Source organism: Bradyrhizobium sp. UFLA06-24 (genome assembly GCF_054967145.1).
On sequence record NZ_JADFUE010000001.1, the window covers coordinates 521,197 to 543,986 of the forward strand.

General features: G+C 64.8%; 24 protein-coding genes. 12 read left to right on the plus strand and 12 right to left on the minus strand.

Annotated features, from left to right (window positions below):
* Positions 1–43: 43 nt before the first annotated feature.
* The 5 genes from folK to IF809_RS02300 form a co-directional block, all read right to left on the minus strand.
* Positions 44–535: a 2-amino-4-hydroxy-6-hydroxymethyldihydropteridine diphosphokinase gene (gene folK / locus IF809_RS02280; protein ID WP_462836705.1), complete on the minus strand. Its 492-nt coding sequence runs from the start codon at positions 533–535 to the stop codon at positions 44–46.
* Positions 535–903, minus strand: coding sequence for a dihydroneopterin aldolase (gene folB / locus IF809_RS02285; RefSeq protein WP_027533885.1), 369 nt, complete (start codon positions 901–903; stop codon positions 535–537). Before folB ends, folK begins: the two co-directional genes overlap by 1 nt.
* Positions 900–1,760 (minus strand): dihydropteroate synthase, encoded by an 861-nt coding sequence (folP, locus tag IF809_RS02290; protein WP_462836706.1) that lies wholly within the window; start codon positions 1,758–1,760, stop codon positions 900–902. Before folP ends, folB begins: the two co-directional genes overlap by 4 nt.
* Before the next feature lie 254 nt (positions 1,761–2,014).
* Complete coding sequence (locus IF809_RS02295; protein ID WP_128967334.1) at positions 2,015–2,422, minus strand: DUF4332 domain-containing protein; 408 nt, start codon at positions 2,420–2,422, stop codon at positions 2,015–2,017.
* 26 nt (positions 2,423–2,448) lie between these two features.
* Positions 2,449–2,814, minus strand: a complete 366-nt coding sequence (locus tag IF809_RS02300; RefSeq protein WP_453979687.1) for a DUF2267 domain-containing protein — start codon at positions 2,812–2,814, stop codon at positions 2,449–2,451.
* 340 nt (positions 2,815–3,154) lie between these two features.
* Here IF809_RS02300 and IF809_RS02305 point away from each other — a divergent pair, with 340 nt between their 5' ends.
* From IF809_RS02305 to IF809_RS02315, 3 genes are all read left to right on the plus strand, one after another.
* Positions 3,155–4,774 (plus strand): helicase HerA-like domain-containing protein, encoded by a 1,620-nt coding sequence (locus tag IF809_RS02305; RefSeq protein WP_128967333.1) that lies wholly within the window; start codon positions 3,155–3,157, stop codon positions 4,772–4,774.
* A gap of 196 nt (positions 4,775–4,970) precedes the next feature.
* Complete coding sequence (locus IF809_RS02310) at positions 4,971–6,263, plus strand: glycosyltransferase family 87 protein (RefSeq protein WP_244659283.1); 1,293 nt, start codon at positions 4,971–4,973, stop codon at positions 6,261–6,263.
* A 25-nt stretch (positions 6,264–6,288) separates the two neighbouring features.
* Positions 6,289–7,683: a M20/M25/M40 family metallo-hydrolase gene (locus IF809_RS02315; protein WP_128967331.1), complete on the plus strand. Its 1,395-nt coding sequence runs from the start codon at positions 6,289–6,291 to the stop codon at positions 7,681–7,683.
* A gap of 279 nt (positions 7,684–7,962) precedes the next feature.
* On the opposite strand, the gene IF809_RS02320 is transcribed toward IF809_RS02315, so the two are convergent.
* Together IF809_RS02320 and IF809_RS02325 are read right to left on the minus strand one after the other, a co-directional pair.
* Positions 7,963–8,742 (minus strand): class II aldolase/adducin family protein, encoded by a 780-nt coding sequence (locus IF809_RS02320; RefSeq protein ID WP_128967330.1) that lies wholly within the window; start codon positions 8,740–8,742, stop codon positions 7,963–7,965.
* 161 nt (positions 8,743–8,903) lie between these two features.
* A complete protein-coding gene (locus IF809_RS02325) occupies positions 8,904–10,553 on the minus strand; it encodes a glycosyltransferase family 39 protein (RefSeq protein WP_462836707.1) in 1,650 nt (549 codons plus the stop codon).
* Between the two features lie 313 nt (positions 10,554–10,866).
* On the opposite strand from IF809_RS02325, the gene IF809_RS02330 reads away from it, so the two are divergent.
* Both IF809_RS02330 and IF809_RS02335 read left to right on the plus strand, forming a co-directional pair.
* Positions 10,867–11,727, plus strand: a complete 861-nt coding sequence (locus IF809_RS02330; RefSeq protein WP_164938791.1) for a DUF308 domain-containing protein — start codon at positions 10,867–10,869, stop codon at positions 11,725–11,727.
* Between the two features lie 162 nt (positions 11,728–11,889).
* The gene (locus IF809_RS02335; protein ID WP_128967327.1) at positions 11,890–12,309 is read left to right on the plus strand and encodes a Ros/MucR family transcriptional regulator; all 420 of its coding nucleotides are present in this window, start codon (positions 11,890–11,892) and stop codon (positions 12,307–12,309) included.
* A gap of 123 nt (positions 12,310–12,432) precedes the next feature.
* On the opposite strand, the gene IF809_RS02340 is transcribed toward IF809_RS02335, so the two are convergent.
* Positions 12,433–12,861: a SufE family protein gene (locus IF809_RS02340; RefSeq protein WP_453979679.1), complete on the minus strand. Its 429-nt coding sequence runs from the start codon at positions 12,859–12,861 to the stop codon at positions 12,433–12,435.
* A 384-nt stretch (positions 12,862–13,245) separates the two neighbouring features.
* Positions 13,246–13,680, minus strand: coding sequence for a DUF5330 domain-containing protein (locus tag IF809_RS02345; protein WP_462836708.1), 435 nt, complete (start codon positions 13,678–13,680; stop codon positions 13,246–13,248).
* 410 nt (positions 13,681–14,090) lie between these two features.
* On the opposite strand from IF809_RS02345, the gene IF809_RS02350 reads away from it, so the two are divergent.
* From IF809_RS02350 to IF809_RS02365, 4 genes are all read left to right on the plus strand, one after another.
* A complete protein-coding gene (locus IF809_RS02350; protein ID WP_462836709.1) occupies positions 14,091–15,920 on the plus strand; it encodes a PAS domain-containing sensor histidine kinase in 1,830 nt (609 codons plus the stop codon).
* Complete coding sequence (locus IF809_RS02355) at positions 15,913–16,647, plus strand: peptidoglycan-binding domain-containing protein (RefSeq protein WP_462836710.1); 735 nt, start codon at positions 15,913–15,915, stop codon at positions 16,645–16,647. The genes IF809_RS02350 and IF809_RS02355 overlap by 8 nt, the downstream gene beginning before the upstream one ends.
* Before the next feature lie 154 nt (positions 16,648–16,801).
* Entirely contained in the window at positions 16,802–17,011 is a 210-nt protein-coding gene (locus IF809_RS02360) for a hypothetical protein (protein WP_164938789.1), read from the plus strand.
* Positions 17,012–17,064: 53 nt separating this feature from the next.
* A complete protein-coding gene (locus IF809_RS02365) occupies positions 17,065–17,409 on the plus strand; it encodes a DUF1491 family protein (protein WP_462836711.1) in 345 nt (114 codons plus the stop codon).
* Positions 17,410–17,546: 137 nt separating this feature from the next.
* Here IF809_RS02365 and IF809_RS02370 read toward each other — a convergent pair whose 3' ends face one another.
* Positions 17,547–18,521: a DUF2336 domain-containing protein gene (locus IF809_RS02370; protein WP_462836712.1), complete on the minus strand. Its 975-nt coding sequence runs from the start codon at positions 18,519–18,521 to the stop codon at positions 17,547–17,549.
* 253 nt (positions 18,522–18,774) lie between these two features.
* Here IF809_RS02370 and IF809_RS02375 point away from each other — a divergent pair, with 253 nt between their 5' ends.
* Together IF809_RS02375 and IF809_RS02380 are read left to right on the plus strand one after the other, a co-directional pair.
* A complete protein-coding gene (locus tag IF809_RS02375) occupies positions 18,775–18,963 on the plus strand; it encodes a hypothetical protein (RefSeq protein ID WP_128967319.1) in 189 nt (62 codons plus the stop codon).
* A 16-nt stretch (positions 18,964–18,979) separates the two neighbouring features.
* Positions 18,980–19,741, plus strand: coding sequence for a hypothetical protein (locus tag IF809_RS02380; RefSeq protein WP_128967318.1), 762 nt, complete (start codon positions 18,980–18,982; stop codon positions 19,739–19,741).
* A gap of 46 nt (positions 19,742–19,787) precedes the next feature.
* Here the strand turns inward: IF809_RS02380 and IF809_RS02385 are convergent, their stop codons facing one another.
* Positions 19,788–20,651: a LysR family transcriptional regulator gene (locus IF809_RS02385; RefSeq protein ID WP_128967317.1), complete on the minus strand. Its 864-nt coding sequence runs from the start codon at positions 20,649–20,651 to the stop codon at positions 19,788–19,790.
* A gap of 94 nt (positions 20,652–20,745) precedes the next feature.
* Between IF809_RS02385 and IF809_RS02390 the strand changes: the two genes are divergently transcribed.
* Complete coding sequence (locus IF809_RS02390; protein WP_462836713.1) at positions 20,746–21,603, plus strand: MBL fold metallo-hydrolase; 858 nt, start codon at positions 20,746–20,748, stop codon at positions 21,601–21,603.
* A 25-nt stretch (positions 21,604–21,628) separates the two neighbouring features.
* On the opposite strand, the gene IF809_RS02395 is transcribed toward IF809_RS02390, so the two are convergent.
* Positions 21,629–22,790: ATP-binding protein (locus IF809_RS02395; RefSeq protein WP_462836714.1), on the minus strand; the 1,162-nt coding region annotated here is incomplete at its 5' end.

Genomic DNA, 22,790 nt, shown 5'->3' on the forward strand with positions numbered 1-22,790 from the left:
GAAATTGCCACGGCGGACCGCCCCTGCAAATGGTTGTTTTTGGTTAACCGGTATCCGGAAGCCGCTCAATGCCTTGCGTCGAGACGCTGGCAAGCCCGTCACGCACACGAATGCCGGAGATCACCCGATCCGGCGCGATTTCGGCCAACGGCACCAGCACGAAAGCGCGCTCGAACAGGCGCGGATGCGGCAAGGTCAGATCGGGCTTTTGCAGCGACACGTCGTCATAGGCGACCATGTCGAGGTCGAGCGTGCGCGGCCCCCAGCGCCGCTCCTTGCTTCGCGTGCGGCCGAATTTCTGCTCGACCTGCTGCAGCACGAACAGCAGCGCGTGCGGATCGAGCTCGGTCTCGATCTCGATGCAGGCATTGATGAAGGGATCCTGGTCCTCGTCACCCCAGGGCGGCGTCGCATAATCCGACGAGCGCGCGATCATTGCGGCCTGGGCCATGCCGCAGATATGGGCGATCGCCTTCTTGAATGTCGCGCGGACATCGCCGACATTGCCGCCGAGTGCGATCAGCACGCACGCCATCAGGGATGCCGCGAACGCGTCAGCATGATGCCGACGTCGTCGAAGATGGCGGCGATCGGCGCGTGTGGCTTGTGCACGGTGATCTTTACGGCGCGGATGCGCGGGAAGTGCGATAGGATGGCATCGGCCACTGCACCGGCCGCACGCTCCAGCAGCTTGTAATTGGTGTTCTTGAACGCCGCCGTCGTGGTCGCCACCACGTCGGCATAGGAGACGGTGTCGGCGAGGCGGTCGCTGCGCGAGGGTTCCGACAAATCGGTGTAGAGTTCGAGATCGATCACGAAGCGCTGGCCGACTTCGGTCTCGTGATCCATCACGCCGTGGCGGGCGTGGATCGACAGGCCGGTGACGAAAATCGTATCGGTCATTGCTTGCTCTCGATTGCGTGGGCGACCCGCAGGGCCTGCAAAGTCTCTGCGACGTCATGGGTCCGGATGATCCTGGCACCCTTCTGCGCGGCGATCAGATGCGCGGCGATCGAGCCGGCGAGCCGCTCTTTGGGCTCCGATGGCGACACCGAGGCGATGAAACGCTTGCGCGAGGCGCCGACCAGGATCGGCAGGCCGAACATGTCGAGCTCGCGCAGGCGCGCCAGTGCGATCATGCTCTGCTCGGCGGTCTTGCCGAAGCCGATGCCGGGATCCAGCACGATCTTCTCGCGCGCGATGCCGGCCTTGGCGGCGATGTCGAGCGAGCGCAGGAAGAACGCCTTCATGTCCGCGACGATGTCGATGGCGGAATCGACGCTGTCGCGGTTGTGCATGACGATGACGGGAACGCCTTTGGCTGCGACCAGCGGCGCCATGCCGGTGTCGCGCTGCAGGCCCCAGACGTCGTTTGCGATGGCCGCGCCCTGACCGAGCGCGAAGGCCACGACCTCCGCCTTCATGCTGTCGATCGAGACCGGCACGCCGAGCGCGACGATCTCGGCAAGCACCGGTTTCAGCCGGGCCAGTTCGTCCGCCGCCGTCACCGGCTGCGCGCCCTTGTAGGGCCGGGTGGATTCGGCGCCGATATCGATGATGTCGACGCCATCTGCGATCATCGCCCGTGCCCGCGCCAGCGCCTGTTCCGGCGCGATGAAATCGCCGCCGTCAGAGAAGGAATCCGGCGTCACGTTGAGGACGCCCATCACCGCCGGCAGAGCCCGTTCCAGCAGGGTTCGTAGCGCATCTAGCCCGGCCGAGCCGGCCGGCGGGACGGATGGGGAGGGCGAGGCGTTCATGCGGCCCGCTTTGCGCGGTCGGGCATGGGGAGTCAAGACCACCCCCCTCGCTGCGATTGCCCGCGGAAGCGGGCAATCCAGTATTCCGGGCAGTGCCGTGATGCGGAGGGGCCGCGGCGTACTGGATACCCGCTTGCCGCCTGCGCTAAGGCTTCGGCGCGCCCAAGACTAAAACCTCGGCGAAGCCTTGGCGTAGCCGGGTCGCGGGGTATGACGCCGACGGCAAAGATTGAAGGTCGTGCGAGAGAGACACCCTAATACGTGATCTTCGGCGGCAGCTTCCTGGCCTTGGCGATGATGTCGCCGACCGACTTCTCGGAAGGCAGGATGCGGACGAGCTTCTTCCGGTCGTTGGCCTCGCGCATGCTCTGCGCCAGTCTTGCCGGATTCCGATAGGCGAGTTCGCGCACCGTGGTGACGCCGGCGGCACGGACGAGGCCGACCTTGGCCCGGCCCATCCCGGGAATGCGCATGTAGTCGGAGACGTTGGCCCACTCCAGGAGCTGCTGCTCGCTGATGCCGGTCTTGGCCGAGAGAGCCTTGCGGCCCTTGGCGGTGCTGGCGGCGTCCAGCAGCGCGTCGGTGGTGCGGATGCCCTGCGCCTTCAACTTGTTGGCGGCAAAGGCGGGCAAGCCCTCAATCTCGGAGATTGGATATGTCATGATACTCGGTATGAAATGCAACAGCTTCAGGCGAACTGGCTGAGGCCCGGTGTCCCTGCGATGATCTTGCCCATCTGATCCGCTCCGATTTTGTCTCGGCCGTAGCGGAAAAGTTCACGGGCCACGTTCTGGATGTCGGACATGCCGAGCCCGAGGCCCATCAGGCGCGTGCCGACGGCCATCAGGCCGCCGCCCATCAGCCGCGAGAGGCCGCCGCCGCTCCTCGACGCTTCGATCGCCCCTTCTGCACCCGGGATCTGGTCGATCAGGGCCTGCACGCTGTCGGACGGACCTTCGCTGCGGAGAAAGCCCAGGATAATGCCGACGGTCTTTTCAGCGACAGCACTATCTATGCTGGCGTTTGTCGCCAGCCTTCCGATCAGTTCGTCCATATTGACCCGCCCCTCAACCGGTTGCACGCCGGAGTATTCTTTCGAAAAACGATCTTGAGCCGGTGTGATGTGAAATTCAAGCGATGAACGCACGCAACGTTCCGATTCATTCTCCGAGACGCGAAAGTGTTGCAGTGATGCAAGAACGGAGAGGAAATTGAAGAAAATTGCCGCGGTGCGAATGCGCGCTTCCGACTTTTGACGGATGCGGCGCGCACATTCTCTGACGATGTTGCCTGTCGGCGGCGCCTTGAACCGTTTCATTCGGCTTGCGACATGCGTTAAACTACGGAACTGGCGGCTTCAGTTTCAATCCGCGAAATCAACGATAGAGAGAGTGATGACGGCGCAGGACAACAAGCTCGGCGATACCGACGACAAAATCTTCGTCGGCAAGGGAGACGAGCAGGCCTGGCTGACGCTGGCGCTCGCCAATCGCCACGGCCTCGTCACGGGCGCGACTGGAACGGGCAAGACAGTCACGCTGCAGGTGATGGCCGAAGGATTTGCTCGCGCCGGTGTTCCGGTGTTCGCTGCCGATATCAAGGGCGATCTATCCGGTATTTCCGAGGTCGGAGAGGCAAAAGACTTCATCGTCAAGCGTGCGAGCGAGATGGGGCTGACGTTCCAGCCGGACCAGTTCTCGACGGTGTTCTGGGACGTGTTCGGCGAGCAGGGCCATCCGGTGCGGGCCACGATCACCGAGATGGGCCCGCTGCTGCTGGCGCGCATGCTCGATCTCAACGACGTGCAGGAGGGCGTGCTCAACGTCGCGTTCCGCGTCGCGGACGAGAACGGTCTTGCCCTGATCGACATGAAGGACCTGCGCGCGTTGCTCGACGCCATCGTGCCCGACAGCGGCAAGAAGGGGCCGGACGCGGAGGAGGATCCGCTCGCGCCGATCCGCAAAGCAGCTCAGGGCTTCGGCAACGTCACCAAGGCCACCGTCGGAACCATCCAGCGCCAGCTCCTGGTGCTGGAAAACCAGGGAGGCACCAAATTCTTCGGTGAGCCGGCGCTGAGCTTGAAGGATTTCATGAAGACCGACCGCGATGGCCGCGGCATGGTCAACATCCTCGTCGCCGATAAGCTGATGCAGAGCCCACGGCTTTACGCGACATTCCTGCTGTGGATGCTGTCGGAGCTGTTCGAGGAATTGCCCGAGGCCGGCGACCTGCCCAAGCCCAAATTGGTGTTCTTCTTCGACGAGGCGCATCTGCTGTTCAACGACGCGCCGAAGGCGTTGATGGACAAGATCGAGCAGGTGGTTCGCCTGATCCGCTCCAAGGGCGTCGGCGTCTATTTCGTCACGCAGAACCCGATCGACGTGCCCGACCGCGTTCTCGGGCAAATGGGCAACCGGGTGCAGCATGCCTTGCGCGCCTTCACCCCGCGCGACCAGAAGGCGGTCGCCGCCGCCGCCCAGACCTTCCGGCCCAACCCGAAGCTCGACACCGCGAAAGTGATCATGGAGCTCGGCAAGGGTGAAGCGCTGGTGTCGTTCCTGGAAGGCAACGGCACGCCAGCGATGGTCGAGCGCGTCATGATCCGCCCGCCGTCAGCCCGCATCGGTCCGATCACGCCGGAGGAGCGCAAGGCGATCATGGATGCGAGCCCGGTCAAGGGCAAATACGACACGGCCGTCGATGCCGAGTCCGCCTATGAGATCCTCCAGAAGCGGATCGCCGGCACCGCGGCGCCGGCCGACGGCCAGGCGGGAGCAAGCGGCGGCATAATCGGCCAGATCGGCTCGATCGTCGGCACCATCTTCGGCACCAATACCGGACGCAACCGGCTGACGACGGGACAGCGTATCGCGCGCGACGTCACGCGTACGGTGACCGACAAGGTGGTCGGTGGCGTCGTGGCCGATCTCGGCAAATCGGTCGGCGGCCAGCTCGGTGGCTCGGTTGGCCGCGCGCTCGTCCGCGGCGCGCTCGGCGGATTGCTGCGAAGGTAGGCAGCTGGCCCGCAATTGAGGCGATTCGTCCGCCAACCCCGGGCCGGGACCATCGAGGCCGGGACGGAGGTCGCGTGCGGCGGTACAAATTCGGGTGAGGGGGGACTCTGCAAGAGTCCATCGGTCTGCTACGTGCAGTTTGTTTCCGATTGGACATCATGTGACACGCTCGATTGCATCCGATAAGCCTCGTGCATTGCGGCTTCTCTCGCTGCGCGCGCCGCTCGATCTGCTTTTCCTGGCGTGCTGCGTCATCCTCACCATCGACGTCCTTGGTCCCGAGATATTCGGCCACGGCAAGACCAAGGATTATGCGCTGTGGTACTGGGCCGGGCAGCAGGTGCTGCATGGCGGCCCGCTCTATCCCAGCGATATCCATCAGCAGTTCGAGTTCATCTATCCGCCGCTGCCGGCAATCCTGCTGGCGATTCCGAGCTGGTTCGGCAAGATCCCGCTCTACCTCGTGCTGTCGGTGTTGAACGCGGTCGCCTGGTGGTACACAGGCATCATCTCCAATGCCATGACCGGCTCGGATCGCAGGCCGGGTCCCTGGCTCGAGGCGCTTCCGGCGTTCGCCACCGTGACCTTCGTGTTCGACATGTTCGACCTCGGCCAGCCGAACCTCGTGCTGCTGGCGATGATGCTCTACGGCTTCTGGAGCCTTCGATATCGGCGGTTCTGGCTCGCAGGATTCATGTTCGCGCTCGCCACCGCCATCAAGGTGTTTCCGATCGCGGTGCTGCCCTATCTCGCCTGGCGAAGGCAATGGGCGACCATGGTCAGCATGATCGCCTTCATCGGCATCCTGCTCTACGTGGTGCCGGCGCCGATCCGCGGCTTCGAGCGCAACGCCGCCGAGCTCGACACCTGGTACCAGGGCATGGTCGGCTCGAGCTCGGAAAAGGGCTTCGGCCAGCGCGACGAGCAGAACTGGTCATGGGTCAACCAGTCCATCATCGCCGTGACGCACCGGCTGGTCCGGCCGATCAACTACAATCTCGACGATCCCAGCAAGCCGCCGCGCACGATGAATGTCATCGACGTCGACTACAAGACGGCGAACTGGATCGTGCTCGCGGTATCGGTGCTGCTCGGGCTCGGCTTCATCGCCGTCATGCCATCGGCGAACAGGCGAACGCCGCGGTCGGATGCCGAAGAGCTCGGCATCCTGTTCTGCCTGATGACGGTGGCCTCGCCGCTGGCCCGACAATATTACTTCATGTGGTTGTTCCTGCCGTTCACGGTGCTGATGCATCGCGCCGCGTTCGACATGCGGCCGAAGGTTCGGCTGGGAACCTGGCTTTCGCTCGGCGCTGCCGGCATTCTCATGCTGCTGTCGCTGCCGCCGTTTCCCCACGCCTTCCAGGCCTGGGGCAACAACCTCGCAGCCACGGCGATCCTCGCCGTCAGCCTCGCCTGGCATATGCGGCATCCGCCAGTTGCGGCTAGCTCCGATGCCGCCGCAGGGCTAAAACCACACCCATCTTGAGACTCGAAAAGTGGGACATCCGACTATGGCCAACGCGCAGCTTCAATCCGTGCTCGACCACATCGACAAGGACTTTGACAACAGCCTTGAGCGCCTGTTCTCGCTGCTGCGGATCAAGTCGATTTCCGCCGATCCGGCTTATGCCGGAGATTGCAGGGCCGCGGCCGAGCATCTGGCCAGGGACATCGCCAGCATCGGTGTCGCGACCGAAGTGAGGCCGACCGCCGGCCATCCCGCCGTCGTCGGCAAGACCAGCGCCGGCGGACGGCCGCATGTGATCTTCTACGGCCATTACGACGTGCAGCCGGTCGATCCGCTCGACCTCTGGCACCGTCCGCCGTTCGAGCCTGTCGTGGCCGACCACGCCGACGGCCGCAAGATCATCGTGGCGCGCGGCGCCGAGGATGACAAAGGCCAGGTGATGACCTTCGTCGAAGCCTGCCGCGCCTGGAAGAAGGTGACGGGCTCGCTGCCGATCGACGTCACTTTCCTGATCGAGGGCGAGGAGGAGGTCGGCTCGAAGAATTTCGTGCCGTTCGTCGAGGCCAATAAGGACGAGTTCAAGGCAGACTACGTGCTGGTCTGCGACACCGGCATGTGGGATCCGGAGACGCCTGCGATCACCACGGCGCTGCGCGGCTTGCTCTATGAAGAGGTGAAGATCACTGCCGCGAGCCGCGATTTGCATTCCGGCGTGTTCGGCGGCACGGCGATGAACCCGATCCGGGTGCTGACCAGGGTTCTCGGCGGACTGTTCGACGATGACAACCGCATCACCATTCCCGGCTTCTATGACGGCGTAAAGGACACGCCGCCTGAGATCCTGGAGCAGTGGAAGAAGCTCGAATTCACGCCGGACTCCTTCCTCAAGCCGGTTGGCCTGTCGATCCCGGCCGGCGAGAAGGGACGACTGATGGTCGAGCAGGCTTCCACGCGTCCGACCTGCGACGTCAACGGCATCTGGGGCGGCTACATCGGCGAGGGCTCCAAGACGGTGATTCCGTCGCATGCCTCGGCCAAGGTCTCGTTCCGCCTGGTTCAGGGGCAGGATCCGCAGAAGATCCGCCTAGCCTTTCGCGATTACGTGACTGCGCGCATCCCGGGTGACTGCAAGGTCGAGTTCGGCGACCATTCCGCCGCGCCGGCTGTCGCGCTCGACTGGAACATGAAGCCGCTTGCCGCCGCCAGAAAGGCGCTGACCGAGGAATGGGGCAAGGAGACCGTGCTGATGGGCTCCGGCGCCTCGATTCCGATCGTCGCCGATTTCAAGCGCACGCTTGGGCTCGACTCGCTGCTGGTCGGCTTCGGCCTCGATGACGACAACATCCACTCGCCGAACGAGAAATACGATCTGCGCAGCTTCCAGAAGGGCATCCGCTCCTGGGCCCGTATCCTCGCCGCGCTGGCGGAGGTGAAATAGGGCGCAGCTCTCTCCACGTCATTGCGAGCCACCGGGTCCGCGCGAAGCGCGGCCCGATGACAGGCTCCGCGAAGCAATCCAGGAATCTCGCCGCGGAAGCAGTCTGGATTGCTTCGTCGCACCAGCGCAAAATTGCTTCGCAATTTCGTCGCGAGCTCCTCGCAATGACGGTGGAGGGCGCATCACGCAAAATAAAAACGCCGCCCGGGATTGGACGGCGTTTCATTCCGGAATGTGTAGAGGTAGGTAGCAACTATCCTACACGAAATCCCGAAAATCTCAAGACCGATAGCCCGGCAGCTCGCGGTCGAGCTTGCGCAGCAGCGGCGGCCAGACGAGGTTGGTGGCGCGCAGCTCGGCGCGGTCGCGGTTGGCGAGCAACTCGGTGTTCTTCTCGATCGCGATCGGCTCGACCGGATAGACCGGCGTGCCCAGCGCGCGGGTGCGCACCTGCATCGAGCAGGCGCGCTCGAGGTGGTACATGCGCTCGAACGCCGAGGCGACCGAGCGGCCGACCGTCAGCGTGCCGTGATTGCGCAGCAGCATGTGATTGTGGTCACCGAGATCCTTCTGCAGCCGCGGCCGCTCGTCGTGATCGAGCGCGATGCCTTCGTAGTCGTGATAGGCGAGGTCGTGGGTGACGAGCTGCGCGGTCTGGTTCAGCGGCAAGAGGCCTTCGGCGCTGCTCGACACCGCAGTGCCGTCCAGCGTGTGGAGATGCAGCACGCAGATCGCGTCCTCGCGCACCTCGTGAATCGCCGAATGGATGGTGAAGCCGGCCGGATTGATGCTGTACTCGCTCTCGGAGAGCTGGTTGCCGTGCAGATCGACCTTGACCAGGCTCGAGGCCGTGATCTCGTCGAACATCAGCCCGTAGGGATTGATGAGGAAATGATGGTCGGGACCGGGCACGCGCGCGGAGATGTGGGTGTCGACCAGGTCATCCCAGCCGTACAGCGCGACGAGGCGATAGCAGGCGGCGAGATTGACCCGTTGCTGCCACTCCGCCTCCGTCATGTTTGACGGCACTTCCTTCAGGCGCGCTTCCGCTGGCGACATGGCAATTCTCTCCGAACCTCGTTGTTGCGGGGAGCGAGCCTAGTCGTGCTCTGGAGTGGCGGCAAGGCGCCTAAAGCGCGGCTGTTCAGCGTAGCCCGCATGCTTGTCCGCCGTAGCTCGAAGAGCGAAGGCGGAGAGCGGTACGACCTGGGAGACGAACTTTACGGTGCCGGGATCGACAGCAGACTGGAAATGCTGCGGCCTCGGATGTCGTAAACGCGGGCGAACACCACGTCGTCGCGCTTGATCTCGACCATCACGGGCGCGGTAAGGCCCTTGCAGTAGAATTCGCCGAGCGTCATCGCGAAATCGGCCGCGTGGGAATCCCATCCGATGGTGAAATCAGGGCCGAGCGCGACCTGGGCCGGCCGCTGCGGACCGCACACCGCGACCTTCCATTTGCGATTGCGCGGCGGCACCTCCTGGCGCTCGACCAGCTGCTCGCGCAGCTCGTCGGAGGCCTGCTTCAGCGCGAGGCCCCAATAATCCAGCATGAAGCGGTCGTCGGCGCCACGCACCGTACCGGCGATATGGTTGAAGTGGGTGTACTGATAGGGATGCAGCCGGATCATCTCGGCGAGCGAGAGCGCGAGGCCGAAGCAGAACACGGCGAGCACGGCCGGCTGCCAAGCGCGGTGATTGGCGCGCAGGCGCTCCATGATCCAGGCGAGGGCAACGCCGCCGAGCACCGCCATCGGCGGGATCACGAAGACGAAATGGCGGATGCCGTTGTAGAGCGCCGGGCGCTTCACCATCGCGATCACGAGCGGCAGGGTGGCCGCCAGCGTCAGCATAAGCATGATGGTCTTGCGGCGGGCTGGAACCCCGCGGCGCGGCAATAACGCGAAGGTGCCGACCACGCTGCCTGCCATCAGCACCAGCATCACCTCGGGCAATTGCAGCGCGAACAGCGTCGGCAGATAGGACCAGGGCATGTCGGGGACGGATACGATCGCGCCGTCGAACATCTCCTTCCAGGGTTTCTCGAAGAAGTGCGAGAAATAGGTCAAGGCCTCGAAGGGATTGCCGGGCTCCATGATCGACCATGGCCAGATCAGACCCATGACGAGATAGCCGAGCACGAGGCCGGGCAGCAGCACGTAAACGACATGGGCGAAACGCCTGACAGCTTCGCGCGCGCCCTCGGTGCGCAGTTCCTCCAGGAACAGCGGGACGAAGCCGATCATCGCATAGACCAGCGCGAGTCCGCCGAGGATGCGCGAGCCGATCGACAGGCCGGCACCCAGGCCGACGATCAGGATCGTGCGCGGCGAAGGATTTGGATATTCCTCGGCAAGGCGGACCAGGCCGAGCATCAGGATGACCATCGCCACCGCGAAGGGCGCATCCTTTGGATTCATGAACATGTGGCCGTAGAAGATCGGGCAGAGCGCGAGCAGCAACAACGCGCCAAGTCCGGCAAGAGGCCCGCCGACGCGGCGGCCGAGACGCCATGTCACCGCAAGTCCGATCACGCCGACGATCGCGCCGACCAGGCGCCGCGTCTCGAACAGCTCGAGCGGAATGACCTTGTGCAGCAGCGCTGCGGCCATGTCGAAGCCGCCGCCATACATATAGAGGTTGGCGAAGGAGAGGGCGCCCGTGTCCCTGAAGCCGGAGCCGTACATCCGCAGCAAAAGGTCGGCATATTCGGCATGGGTGTAGTCATCCCAGCCGAGCCCATAGTCGCGGAAGGTCAGGCCTGCGATGACGGCGACCGCAGCCAGCACCAGCATGGCAAGATCGTCGCAAGTCCGTTCAACCGAGCGCCTGAGAGGCGTGTCGATCGCCGAGGTCGTGATGGATGTCATGGCGATTGGTGACCCGGAATACCCTCTTGGCCCTGTTGGCGCGCGCGGGCCTGTTCCCCGGAATCCCTATAGCGCAGTTCCATTACCAAGTAATTGGGCATTATGGCTAAATTCCTGATGCGACGCAGCAATTTCCGGTAACATGGGAGTACATGACAGCTAGCGGATCGTTGCTGAAGGGAATGTGAATAAGTCCCTGATATCCTTTCCCTTAGGAACGGTGGCGGCAAATGGTCGTTGGCGTGGAACGCAGGATGACGGTATCGTGGCGTAGTGGGTGTCGTGCGTGGATGCGCGGCCGGGGGTGTGTTCGATGAGCGTGGCTTTGTTGATCGCTGGGATTTTCGCCGTCGTGGCGGGCCTCCTTGCGGTCGCGTTCGGCTATTCGATCCGGGATTTCAGCCTCGGCAGCACGCTCATAACGAGCGGAACGATTGGCGTCTGCTCCGGAATGCTACTGGTCGGCCTCTATGTCGTCCTGCTCGAGTTGCAGGCCATCGCGCGCCGTTTGGCCGCAACGGCCGCGGCACCGGAGGTTCGCGTCAGGCCGGTGCTGCCGGGCCTTGCCGGATCGGGTGCGCCGGCGCCGGAGCCCTTCCCCGCGATGCGGGCTGAGCCGTCGTCACCAGCCGCCGCGCCGCCATGGCAGGCCGAGGTGCCCACACCCGCGCGCCCGCGCGCCGAGGCAGCGGCGGAAGCGGAAGCACCTCCGCCGCCGCCTGCAGCTCCGGAAGCGCCGCGCCGGCGCAACTTGATGTTCGCCTCGAGCTCCCGCAAGGAGCGTGAGCGCGCCGAAACCAAAACGGCGGAAAGCGCGCCGCCGCAGGCGCAGGCAGAGCCCACGCCGCCCGCTGCTCCGCACGCGAGTTTCGAGGACGCCTGGCCGAAGCCCGACCGCGCGCGGCCGCCGGAGCCGCCCGCGGCGCGTCGGCCGCCGCCGCGCGCCTCGTCCACCTTCGAACCTGCTGTGCCTCAGCCTGCCGCGCCACCTCCGACGCCCGAGCCGCCCGCGGCGGAGCAGCCGGCGGTGACGGTGCTCAAATCCGGCATCGTCGACGGCATGGCCTATTCGCTCTATTCCGACGGCTCGATCGAGGCGCAGATGCCGGAGGGCATGATGCGCTTTGCATCGATCGACGAGCTGCGCGCCCATCTCGACCAGCGCGGTGGCTGAAGACCTCGCCTGTTCAAGGTAAGACAACCCGATTCTTCTCGCGAGATCAGTAATCGGTCCCTATTCTCAAGTTGTCCTATTTCGGCCAAACGTATTGTTGACACGAATTACTTTGCCGTCGCCAATGCCGCGACGGACCGTGGTTGGAGAGAGGTCGCGCCCATGTCGGATGCCGGGCCCAAGAATTTCATCGAGCTGACGGCGAGCATCGTGTCGGCCTATGTCGGCAACAACCCGACGCCCGCCGCAGAGATTCCGAACCTGATCAGTCAGGTGCACGGCGCGTTGACGCGGGTGTCGTTGGGCCGCACCGAGACGACGCCGCTCGAGCCGGCAAAGCCGGCGGTGTCGCTGAAGAAGTCGATCGCGCCCGACTATCTGGTGTGCCTGGAAGACGGCAAGCGCTTCAAGTCGCTGAAGCGCCATCTGCGCACCCAGTACAACATGACGCCGGAGCAATACCGCGAGAAATGGGGCCTGCCCGCCGACTATCCCATGGTCGCGCCGAACTATGCGGTGGCGCGCTCGCAGCTGGCCAAGAAGATGGGGCTCGGACAGCAGCAGCGGAAGAAGGGGAAGTAGCGCAGGCCGATTTCGTAGGGTGGGCAAGGGCGCGCCTGCGCCGTGCCCACCATCTCTCATTGATCGCACTCAGACCGTGGTCACGCTTCGCTTTGCCCCCCTACGGCAGTGCAGCTTGGAGCTTCACGACGCTTCGGCGAGCGCCTCTTTCGCATCCGTCTTGATGCGCTCGACCATCGAGCGCAGGCCGTTGGAGCGCTGCGGCGTCAGATGATCGCGGAAGCCGAACTCGTTGAACACGGCAATCGCGTCGGTATCGAGGATCTCTTGCGGCGTGCGGCCGGAATAGAGCGCGAGCACGATCGCGACCAGGCCGCGCACGATATGGGCGTCGCTGTCGCCGCGATATCTCAGGATCGGCGCGCCACCGTCGCGATCGACCAGCTTCTGGAGCCAGACCTGGCTGACGCAGCCCTGCACCTTGTTCTCGGCCGAATGCTCGTCCTCGGGCATCGGTTCCAGGGTGCGGCCGAGCTCGATGACATACCGGTAGCGGTCGTCCCACTCGTCCAAAAGCTCGAAATTGTCCCTGATCTCGTCAATCGTCGTCATTGATGGCCCGTGTTCGTTCTATGGGCCAATATAGGGGCGCGGCGGGACGAAATCGATAGGCCTGGAGCCCAAACTTGGGCTCCCTCAAATCAGTAATCGCTTCGGACGAGGATGATGCTTGGGCTGAGGCCGCGCTTCAGCCTGCAATCATTGCCACGCCGAAAAAGCAGTTGAGAAGTTCTTCACGAGAGCCGCCTGGTTGCGTTCGAGGAGGATGTGACGTCCTGACGCGCGGCATCATTCGGGAACCTGGCCGCTTCAACAAGGCCAGCGGGGAGTTAGCTTTCCATTTCTGTCCGGGAGTTGCGGAAGCGCCATACGACAACGTCATACGACCGGCTTGCGGCAATCGAGATAATAGCTTTGCGGCGATGAGCGCGCGCTCTAATTCGTCGTCTCCGGCCCGTGCCATTCCAGGGCGAGATCGTCCTGCGTGAGCGTGTCGCGCGGCGCCTCGCTCGCAACCGCATCGCCTTCGCCGGCGGCCGCGATCGAGCCGGTGCGATCAGGCGCCTTCTTCTCGTTTTTCTCAGCCTTCTCGTTGCCGAGCTGCTCTTTTTTCTCGTTGATGATCTGGTAGATCTTGCGCGCACCATCCTGGGCCCGCTGGCCTATGATGGTCGCGGCCTGCCCGCCGACTTCGCAGGCCGCCGGCTGGCGCTTGCAGAACTGGGTCATGTCGGAGACGGCCGCGGTCGCAGCCTGCACCGCATCGGCGGCGCCGATCTGCGGCAGCTTCTCCGATTCGGGCGTCTTGTCCCGCGGCAGGAGCACCAGCACCAGCCCGAGCCAGAATGTGATGCGAAGCAGAAAGCGCATCTTATCGACCTGTACGTTAGATCCCGCGACGGCGATTTCCGCGTGCGTTTCGACCTAGCAACTCTCGATAAATCGCAAGTCATTGCCTTGAGCTTAATTCGCGGAAAATTTACGCAAGAATCTTCGCGGATAGAGTTCTCGTAAATATTCGATTGACGCCGGCGCCCGTGGTTGTCCGGCCCTGCATATCCACCAATTCGAAACCATGAGCGGGGCGGCGAAACCCTATGTTCACCATCATCCGATGATGACATCGCCAAATCGCCTAAAAATCTCCGCGATGACACGGTGTCGGGCGACGGGCCGATCCGCCTTAGCACTCGTTTAAGGTCGCTCTGACACGGTGGCTCAACGATAAGGAGGCGTTCCGGCGCGTCTTCTCGAGACGATTGAGCCGAAGCGCGAGACCCGTGACAGTTTTGAGTATCATCCGCGATTGTCTCGATGCACTGCTGCATCCCTCCGCGCGTTACGATGCGCTGACGCGTGCACGTCATCGGGCTTTCATGGCGCCCCGGCTTCTCGGAAGCCTGGCCGCCTTTGCCGCATTCCCGGTCTATCTCGTCCTGCGCGGTGCGCCGAGCGCCATCGAGGTCGCGGCCTTTGCCTGGCTGATCGCGCCGATCCTGTTGTCCTGGTTCCTGTCACGCACCGGCCGCTATGAAGGCGCCCATGTGCTGTCCTCGCTGGCGCTCGCCGGCCTGATCATGGCGATCGCGGTCACGACCGGCGGCATTGAATCGTTCGCCGCGATCTGGCTGGTCGTGGTTCCCTTGGAAGCTGCTCTCTCGGCCTCGCGCCGCGTCGCGGCCTTTGCGTCGCTGCTCGCACTGTCCTGCATCGGCCTGCTGATCCTGCTCGGCCAGTTCGGCTGGCTGCCAGGCGGCGGACTCGGCGCTGCCGAGCGCGGCGTGATGATGGCCCTGGGTGTCGCCTCCGCGACGCTCTATGCCGCGGGTCTCGCCTTTGGCGCGGAGTCGCTCGCGCGGACCGGCGTCACGCTGCTGTCGCGCGAGGAGGAGCGCTATCGTCTCCTGGCGCGCAACATGAGCGACGTGATCTCGCGCCATCAGCGCAACGGCGCGGTGCAGTTCGTCTCGCCGGCGGCCGAAGCCATGCTCGGCATGCCGGTTGCTCAATTGCTCGGCCACGGCCTGTTCGATCGCGTCCATGTCGCCGATCGTCCGGCCTATCTCACCGCGCTCTCCGACGCCGCGCGCGGCGACGTGCGCAGCGTCGAATTCCGGCTGCGGCGCGAGCCCGTCGGTTCCGATCGCGGTCAGGTCGACTTCATCTGGGTGGAGATGCGCTGCCGGCCGCTCGATCAGGAGCTCGGCCGCGACCCCACCCATGAGGCGGAAGTCGTCGCCGTGATGCGCGACGTCACCGATCGCAAGCTGTCCGAGCAGGCGCTCGACCAGGCGCGCAGCGCGGCGGAAGCCGCCGACGCCGCCAAGACGCGCTTCCTCGCCACCATGAGCCACGAGCTGCGCACGCCGCTCAACGCCATCATCGGCTTCTCGGAGATGATCGCGCAGGAGCAGACCCTGATGCTGGCCGCCGGCCAGCGCAAGGAATATGCCGAGCTCATCAACGCCTCCGGCCAGCATCTGCTGTCGGTCGTCAACGGCATCCTCGACATGTCGAAGATGGAATCGGGCAATTTCGAGATTTCGGCCGAGCCGTTCGCGCCGCGCACCTCACTGCTGCATTGCTGCAACCTGTTGGCGCTGAAGGCGCGGGAGAACGGCGTCGACCTCATCACCGACGCGCCGCAGGACCTGCCCGTGATGACCGGCGATCCCAGGGCGTTCAAGCAGATCGTGCTCAATCTCGTCGCCAACGCGATCAAGTTCACCGAGCGCGGCGGGCAGGTCACCGTGTCTGCATCGGCATCCGCTTCGCGACTGACGCTGCGTGTCAGCGACACGGGCGTCGGCATTGCGCCCGAGGATCTCAAGCGCATCGGCGCGCCGTTCTTCCAGTGCGGCAAGACCTATGAACGCCGGCACGAAGGCACCGGCCTTGGCCTTTCGATCGTGAAGAGCCTCGTGGCGTTGCATCTCGGCGAATTGACGGTACAAAGCAAGCTCGGCGAAGGTACCGCCGTCACCGTCAAGCTGCCGCTCGTCTACACGCCGCCGCAAGCCAAGCCGGCCGAGAGCAAGGTCGCGACGCTGACGCAGGCGCCCCGTCATGAAATTCAGGACCAACCTGCTCCGGTGAAGAAAAGTGCCTAGAAAGTCCCCCAACGACGAAGCCGCTCCGCGCCGCCGTGGCGCCAAGAATGGTGCCAAGGGTGGCGCTAAGGCCGCGGCCGTAGATGTCGAGACCGAGCGCAATCTCGTGATGCGCGTGCTCCTGCACAGCCCAAAGGATACGCTGGCCGGCCTCGTCGCCGCCGCCGCCGTCAGCGCCATCGTTGCCAACGCGCTGTTCCTGCAGACCGGCCGGCATCCGGCGCCGATGTTCGGCACCGTGATCAACCTTCCCGCGCCGTCCTCCATGTCGCTGACGAATCCCATGCCGCGCCCGCGGCCGGTCGGCGCCGATACGTCGCCGCTCGAGCCGAAGGCGACCGAGTTTCGCGTCGAGCCCAAACCGGCCGAGAAGCCGCCGGAGAAGCCCGCCGAGACGACCGCTTCTACGCCGCGCTCGGGCGATCCCATGACCAATCTGGTCATCAAATCGACCACACCGACGCCGCCACCGTCGGCAGCGGCTGTTGCTCGGCCGCCGGCGCCGATCCCGGCGCAGCTAAGCCCGGCGGCGCGCCGGATCGCCGGCGTGCAGCGCGCGCTGTCCGAATATGGCTACGGCAATTTGAAGATCACCGGCGCGATGAACGGCGAGACCCAGTCGACGATCCAGACCTTCGAGCGCCAGCACAAGATGCCCGTCACCGGCCAGGTGTCGGACCGTTTGTTGCGCGAGCTTGCCGCCGCGATCGGCCACCCCGTCGAATAGTCGAACGTGCCCCGTCATTGACACCGGTCAATCCCGGGCCCGCACGCCGGCACGGCTGGTACGCAATTGCGCCGGCATGATTTGCTTGGGATCAATGACGGCTGGAACCATCGGAGAAGATGATCGTCCATCTCATCAAGGGAGAGAGGTCGTCATGTTCAAGGTCTCGATTCTCGTGTGGATCATGCTCGGCACGGTGCTGGCGGGCGTCAGCCTGATCGTGGTGCTGATGGTGCCGAGCTTTGCCGCCGATGCCATCAGGAACATCCCGTACGCGGTCGCCGTGGGATTTGCCCTCGCAATGCCGCTGTCATACCTCGTCGCGCGCCAGATCGGCGGCGGGCAAGGCGTCAGCAAGGCCTGACAATCCCGAGCTGACACTGGCGGCGCAGGTCGCGCTGGCTTATCGTTCGACTCATGCGTTTGAAATCCAACATATGGGTCGCGGCCTATTTACGCCGGTGCCAGACCGAGGGCGTGTTCGGCGCGGTGCGCCATCGCGGCGCCGAGGAGGCGGGCGCGGTGTTCGTCAAAGTGTCGCTGCTCGACGGCAATGCGATGCTCTACGTTCCGGCGCCGCAGACGTCTTACGAGGACGGTCGGCCCGTCGATCGCTTCTTCGTGCCGGTCGCGCCGCAGCCGATGCCGGAATCCGCGGTGGAAGAGCGCCTGACCAAGGAGCTTCGGTTCGATCCGGATGCCTGGATCGTCGAGACCGAAGACCGCGCGGGAAGGCACTTTCTCGATCTGGCGAAGGTGTAGCCGTCATTGCGAGCGGAGCGAAGCAATCCAGAATCTTTCCGCGGCGGGATTCTGGATTGCTTCGTCGCGAGAGCTCCTCGCAATGACGTGGCTAGAGCGCGGCACGTATCAAATCTCGGTGCCTGCAGAGGCAGGCTTTAGCGCTCTGATCCGCCGCTGCCGGTGCGCACCGCCGGGCTCGAGCCGGGCTGCAGGCTCGGCCGCGACTGGCTGGCGCCCGCGCGGGCGCGCTGGCGGTCGTTGTCATGCAGCGAGGGCTGATACTTGGCGCGCGTGACGGCGAGGGTCGAGCCGCGCCAGGCGGCGAGCATCACCAGCGCGGAGCGGTCGCTGAGGCGGTCGTAGAGCCGCGACAGCCGGTAGACTTCGTTCACGGACGTGCCGATCGCGGGCTTGAAGAACAAGAGGATGCGCTGGAAGTTCGGGCTCGGCATGTCGAGCGCGCGTGCGGCGACCGCAAGCGCCTCGCCGCCGGCGTCCTCGACGATCTGCGTGGCGACGCGGGCGGGCAGGATCAAGGTGTCGCCGAGCTCGTAGGTGAAGCTCTCGACGTCGCCCGCAATGGCCGCCATTTCCAGGACCTGGATCGCGCGCTTGGCATGCACGGTCGGAATCCTCGGCGCGGCCTTCAGCGGCGTCTGCGCCAGATTGTGAAGGATCAGCGCGCGCTGGCTCGCATCGGCGCGGAAGAACATGTCGTGGATCTCGGCCGCTTCCTTCGGCTGCATCGCCATGCTGGCGGCCATGCGCTGCTCGGCCTCGGTCGGGATACGCGCAGGCGAGGGGGCGGGCGAAGGGCGCAGGATTTCGCGCGCGAGCGGAATCCTGCGGCCTTCCTGGGCCGCGACCAGCCCGAGCTTCTGGAGCACCGGAACCGGCGTCTGCGGATAGATCGCAAGCTTTGCCTTGACGGAGGCGCGCGTCGCGTCGTCGACCTGGTCGATCAGCCGCGTCGCAAGCTCGATGAATTGCCGCTGCTCGTCCTCGCTGTGGGTGCTGGTCTGGACATAGAGGTCGGTCAGCACGCGCAGCAGGGTGGGGCGAACATCCACGCCCTCGCGGCGGGAGAGCGTCATCAGCCCATCGAATCCGGGAAACAGCGACTTGGTCATGGAGGCGTACGCAACTCGGAAGAACTGTTGCCGCAAGCCTATCAAGGGTTCCTTTAAAGGCTCCTTAAGGAAAACGAAGTGTGAAGCAAACCCGCGCATTTCGACCGTCGTCGTCCCGCCGCGGGACGGCTTGAATCGGCCCGTGCGGTTACGGTCGGAAGGCGGTGTTTACACCCCGTTAACCATAAACTGATCCTAATGATCTCCATGTTGCAGCGGCGCGTTCGGTCGCGCGGCAATTGAGAGAGCTGACATGGGGACCATCATCGAATTTCCGGCCGGTCGCCGGGTGGGCTCGTCGGGGGACGTCACACCGCGCGCGGACATGGGAACGATCCTGATTCTTCCCGTCATCCGTATCGAGCGCGACGCGGACGAAACCAGCGGCGACCGTGGACCGGAGCAGGGCACCGCGCCGGGGCGCCGTCGTCGTCGCCGCTAGCTTTGCGGCTGTTGCAATGCCGGACGTCATCCGCCAGATCCGCCGTGTCGTATCGGCCATCCTGCTCGCAGTGGTCGGAGCGTCGCTTGCCGGCTGCAGCGGCGGCGATTTCGGCCGCACCCGCGCCGACATGCGCAGCGACGACATGCATCGCTGGCTCGGTGCCGAGGCGACCGGCAGCCTCGGCCTGAAGCCCTCGCAATTCCAGCTCACCGACGAAGAGCGCCAGCTTCGCGACCTCGCCTATCCCATGATCGAGCCGCCGCTGTCGCGGCCGGCCTGGAAGAGCGTGTTCGGCGACTACAAGGCAATCCCCTCGCCGTGGCACCAGAAGATCGTGTTCGATCGTACCATGTACGGCCGCACCCTGATCGACGAGCCGCACCGCTCGCACGCCTCGCGCTATGCGCAGCTGATCGAGGACGTCCGTAACGACATCACCCGCTTCGAGCCGTTCTTCGCCAGCGCGATCCGCGTCATCGATCTCGACAAGAAGCGCGACGCCAGCATGGCGCGCGTCTCCGCGCTCTCGCCGCAGGAGCGGACCGATGCGGTCGAACGCATGCGCGAGAACTCGCTGATCATCCAGTGGGTGCAGCTGTCGCTCGAGCAGCGCGTCTCGTCGTATCGCTGGGCATTGGAGCGGCTGGTGATCCAGGCCCCCGACGGCATGGCCGCCGATGCCGACCGCCTGATCGGCGAGCTTGCGGCCCAGACCGCCAATCCGCCGGTCCAGTCGCTTCCGGCCTATGGCCGCGCCGTGGTGTCGAAGGGCTGAGTACGATCTCCGGACAAGTCCGAGCCGGTTTCCGGCACGATCATGCTCAATCACGACGTTTGCCAACGCGGCGCTGCCCGGTCCGCTCGGGCTTGCGGCGCTGCTTCCGCAGCTTCCCGACGAAGTCCTTCAATGCATCCGCGAGAGGCATCGACGCGCGGTAGGCGAACCCGACCTCGCGTTTGACCCTCACATCGATCTCCCTGACGGCGACGTCAGGATAGCCCTTTGCCACGCCCTCCGGGACGATGGCGATGCCGACGCCGGCCGCGACCAGCGCCATCGCCCAATCCTCCGATTGCGCGATCGCCGCAGATGGACGCCGCGCCGACGTGCGGCCGAAGAACGCGCTCTGCTCGCAATGGCAGCGGTCGATCATGGCTGCGTCGGCGAGGTCGGCGGCGCGAAGCTTCTCCTTCAGCGTCAACGGATGCGATGGCGGCAGCGCCGCGACATAACGCTCGCTCCACAGCGGGACGAAATGCTCGTCATCCCCAAGCATGCTCTTCGAGACGATCCTTGCATCCGCGCGCTCCTCGCTGCCGACGAGCCGGAGCGCGATGTCGCTGCGTGCCGTCAGCGGCTTCAGCAGGGCGATCGTCCGGGTCACGTCCAGCGTGCGCATCAGGCCGAGGGTCAGCGTGATCTTCGTGCTGGGCTTGCGGAACAGGCTGCGCGCCGCGTCGGCCTCGTCGATGATGCGGCGGGCCAGCGCATGGAACTGCTCGGCCGAGGCGGTGGGTGCGACGCCCTTCTTGTGGCGGATGAACAGCGTGGTGCCGAGCTCGGCCTCCAGATTGGTGATGGCGGTCGAGATCGACGGCTGCGACACGAAGCAGGTGCGGGCCGCAGCCGTGAGGTTGCGTTCTCGATAAACGGCGGCGAAGTAGCGAAGCTCGCGGATGTCCATAGGTGAAACCTAGAGATATTATCAATATTCAATATTTTACCTATGGAGAGGGGGGTGACAAGAACGGCCTGTTCACAACAGGCGAGCGTCACCCATGAAAATCCACCACCTCAACACCGGGACGATGTGTCCGATGGGCCGACGGCTCGTGAACGGCACCGGCGGCCTGTTCCAACGGGCTCGCATGGTCTGCCATTGTCTGCTGATCGAGACCCGTGACGGCCTCGCCCTGGTCGATACCGGCATCGGCCTCGGCGATATCGCCACGCCGGACAGGCTGGGAAAACGATGGCTACGCCAGACCACGCCAAAACTCGATCCTGCCGAGACGGCCGTGCAACAGGTGAAGGCGCTCGGCTATTCGCCCGCCGACGTGCGCCACGTGCTGCTGACGCATCTCGACCGCGACCACGCCGGTGGCGTCCCCGACTTTCCGCACGCCGCGATCCACGTCCATCGCGCCGAACACGACATGGCCGTGCTGCGCAAGCCCGCGACGCCCGAGGGGCGCTATGTCACGGGGCAATGGAGCCACCGGCCGAATTGGGCATTCTATGGCGAGGCCGGTGAGGACTGGTTCGGCTTCAAGGGCGTGCGCGCGCTCGGCGACAAGGAAGCCGACATCCTGATGATCCCGCTCGCCGGGCACACGCTCGGCCATTGCGGCATCGCGGTGCGCTCGGGCGAGAAGTGGCTGCTGCATGCCGGGGACAGCTATTTCCATCACGCCCAGCTCGATGCATCACCTCGCGCGCCGCTGGTGCTCGGTTATTTCCAGCGTCGTGCCGACATGGATCGCAACGCCCGCATCGCCAACCAGGCAAGGCTGCGTGAGCTGAAGCTCAGCCACGGCGATCGCGTGACGATCTTCAACAGCCATGATCCCGTGGACTACGAGAACTGCCGGTGCGGGGCGCATGAGGGCGCACGCCTTCCATCGTCGCCGCCGTAACCCACCCGATCGCGATCTGCCCGGCTCAGGGCTGGCTCTCCAGGCTCGCATCGGGCAGCAGCAGGCGGACACGCAGGCCCCTGGGAGCGTTGTCGAGCAGGATGAGCCGCCCGCCATGGGCCGCGACGATGGATTGCGCGATCGAAAGACCCAGGCCGAAGCCGGCCGTCTCGTCCATGGTGCGGGCATCCTCGCCGCGCACGAACGGCTCCAGCATCGCCGCTTTCCGTTCGTCGGGAATGCCGGGCCCGTCATCGGCGACATCGATCAGCATCTGTCCTTTCGTGATCGACAGTTCGACGCTGACGTCGCCTGCAAGCCGGATCGCATTGTCGACCAGGTTCGTCACCGCGCGGGTGATCTCGTCGGGACGCACGGTCAGCGTGGCCCTTGCGGGGCCGCGATAGCTCACTGCATGACCGCAATCGGAGAACTGGTCGCTGACCGTCTGGAGCAGGGCGGCAACGTCCACCAGGGTCGGCTTTGCCGGGCTTTCGCTGCGCAGCAGCGACAGCACGGATTCCAGCATCGATTGCATCTGGTCCAGGTCGCGCACGGTTTGCGCGCGCTGCGTCTGATCCTCGATATATTCCGAGCGCAGCCGCAAGCGCGTGATCGGGGTGCGCAGATCGTGGCTGATGGCCGCCAGCATGCGGGTTCGGTCGTTCATCAGCGTGGTGATGCGTTCGCGCATCCGGTTGAGCGCGCGCGCGGCGGATCTGATCTCCTCCGGGCCGCTCTCGGGCAGTGGCGCCGACGACCGGTTCAGGCTGAAATTCTCCGCCTCGCGCGCAAAGGCCGACAGCGGCGAGGAGAGGGCGCGTCCGGCCCAGACGCCGAGCAGCGTCACGCTCGCCACCAGGAACAGCAACGTGCTGGTCCAGAGCCCGCTGACGAAGGCCGGCATCTTGAATGATCCGATCGTGGCCTCGAGCACCTCGTCCTTGCTCAGGTAGAACCACAGGCGATCGCCGTCCGGGCTCGCGCCGCGAATGAGATCGGCCCGACCTTCGATCGCCGATGGGACATTCAGGGGCGTCAGCTTCGGCAACGGCTCCGAACTGGCGGATACGCGGTCGCGTAACTGGATTTTCAGGGTCGGAAAGGTTTGGTTGATACTGTCGAGCACGACGGGGCGGCTGGTCTGCGGCGTGTTGGCGACGATCTGGGCGATCAACTCGAACTGC

Bases quoted from the DNA above. Each gene is read 5' to 3' on its own strand.
- folK (WP_462836705.1), bottom strand. From the start codon at position 535: ATGGCGTGCGTGCTGATCGCACTCGGCGGCAATGTCGGCGATGTCCGC.
- folB (WP_027533885.1), bottom strand. From the start codon at position 903: ATGACCGATACGATTTTCGTCACCGGCCTGTCGATCCACGCCCGCCAC.
- folP (WP_462836706.1), bottom strand. From the start codon at position 1,760: ATGAACGCCTCGCCCTCCCCATCCGTCCCGCCGGCCGGCTCGGCCGGG.
- IF809_RS02295 (WP_128967334.1), bottom strand. From the start codon at position 2,422: ATGACATATCCAATCTCCGAGATTGAGGGCTTGCCCGCCTTTGCCGCC.
- IF809_RS02300 (WP_453979687.1), bottom strand. From the start codon at position 2,814: ATGGACGAACTGATCGGAAGGCTGGCGACAAACGCCAGCATAGATAGT.
- IF809_RS02305 (WP_128967333.1), top strand. From the start codon at position 3,155: ATGACGGCGCAGGACAACAAGCTCGGCGATACCGACGACAAAATCTTC.
- IF809_RS02315 (WP_128967331.1), top strand. From the start codon at position 6,289: ATGGCCAACGCGCAGCTTCAATCCGTGCTCGACCACATCGACAAGGAC.
- IF809_RS02320 (WP_128967330.1), bottom strand. From the start codon at position 8,742: ATGTCGCCAGCGGAAGCGCGCCTGAAGGAAGTGCCGTCAAACATGACG.
- IF809_RS02325 (WP_462836707.1), bottom strand. From the start codon at position 10,553: ATGACATCCATCACGACCTCGGCGATCGACACGCCTCTCAGGCGCTCG.
- IF809_RS02330 (WP_164938791.1), top strand. From the start codon at position 10,867: ATGAGCGTGGCTTTGTTGATCGCTGGGATTTTCGCCGTCGTGGCGGGC.
- IF809_RS02335 (WP_128967327.1), top strand. From the start codon at position 11,890: ATGTCGGATGCCGGGCCCAAGAATTTCATCGAGCTGACGGCGAGCATC.
- IF809_RS02340 (WP_453979679.1), bottom strand. From the start codon at position 12,861: ATGACGACGATTGACGAGATCAGGGACAATTTCGAGCTTTTGGACGAG.
- IF809_RS02345 (WP_462836708.1), bottom strand. From the start codon at position 13,680: ATGCGCTTTCTGCTTCGCATCACATTCTGGCTCGGGCTGGTGCTGGTG.
- IF809_RS02360 (WP_164938789.1), top strand. From the start codon at position 16,802: ATGTTCAAGGTCTCGATTCTCGTGTGGATCATGCTCGGCACGGTGCTG.
- IF809_RS02365 (WP_462836711.1), top strand. From the start codon at position 17,065: ATGCGTTTGAAATCCAACATATGGGTCGCGGCCTATTTACGCCGGTGC.
- IF809_RS02370 (WP_462836712.1), bottom strand. From the start codon at position 18,521: ATGACCAAGTCGCTGTTTCCCGGATTCGATGGGCTGATGACGCTCTCC.
- IF809_RS02375 (WP_128967319.1), top strand. From the start codon at position 18,775: ATGGGGACCATCATCGAATTTCCGGCCGGTCGCCGGGTGGGCTCGTCG.
- IF809_RS02380 (WP_128967318.1), top strand. From the start codon at position 18,980: ATGCCGGACGTCATCCGCCAGATCCGCCGTGTCGTATCGGCCATCCTG.
- IF809_RS02385 (WP_128967317.1), bottom strand. From the start codon at position 20,651: ATGGACATCCGCGAGCTTCGCTACTTCGCCGCCGTTTATCGAGAACGC.
- IF809_RS02390 (WP_462836713.1), top strand. From the start codon at position 20,746: ATGAAAATCCACCACCTCAACACCGGGACGATGTGTCCGATGGGCCGA.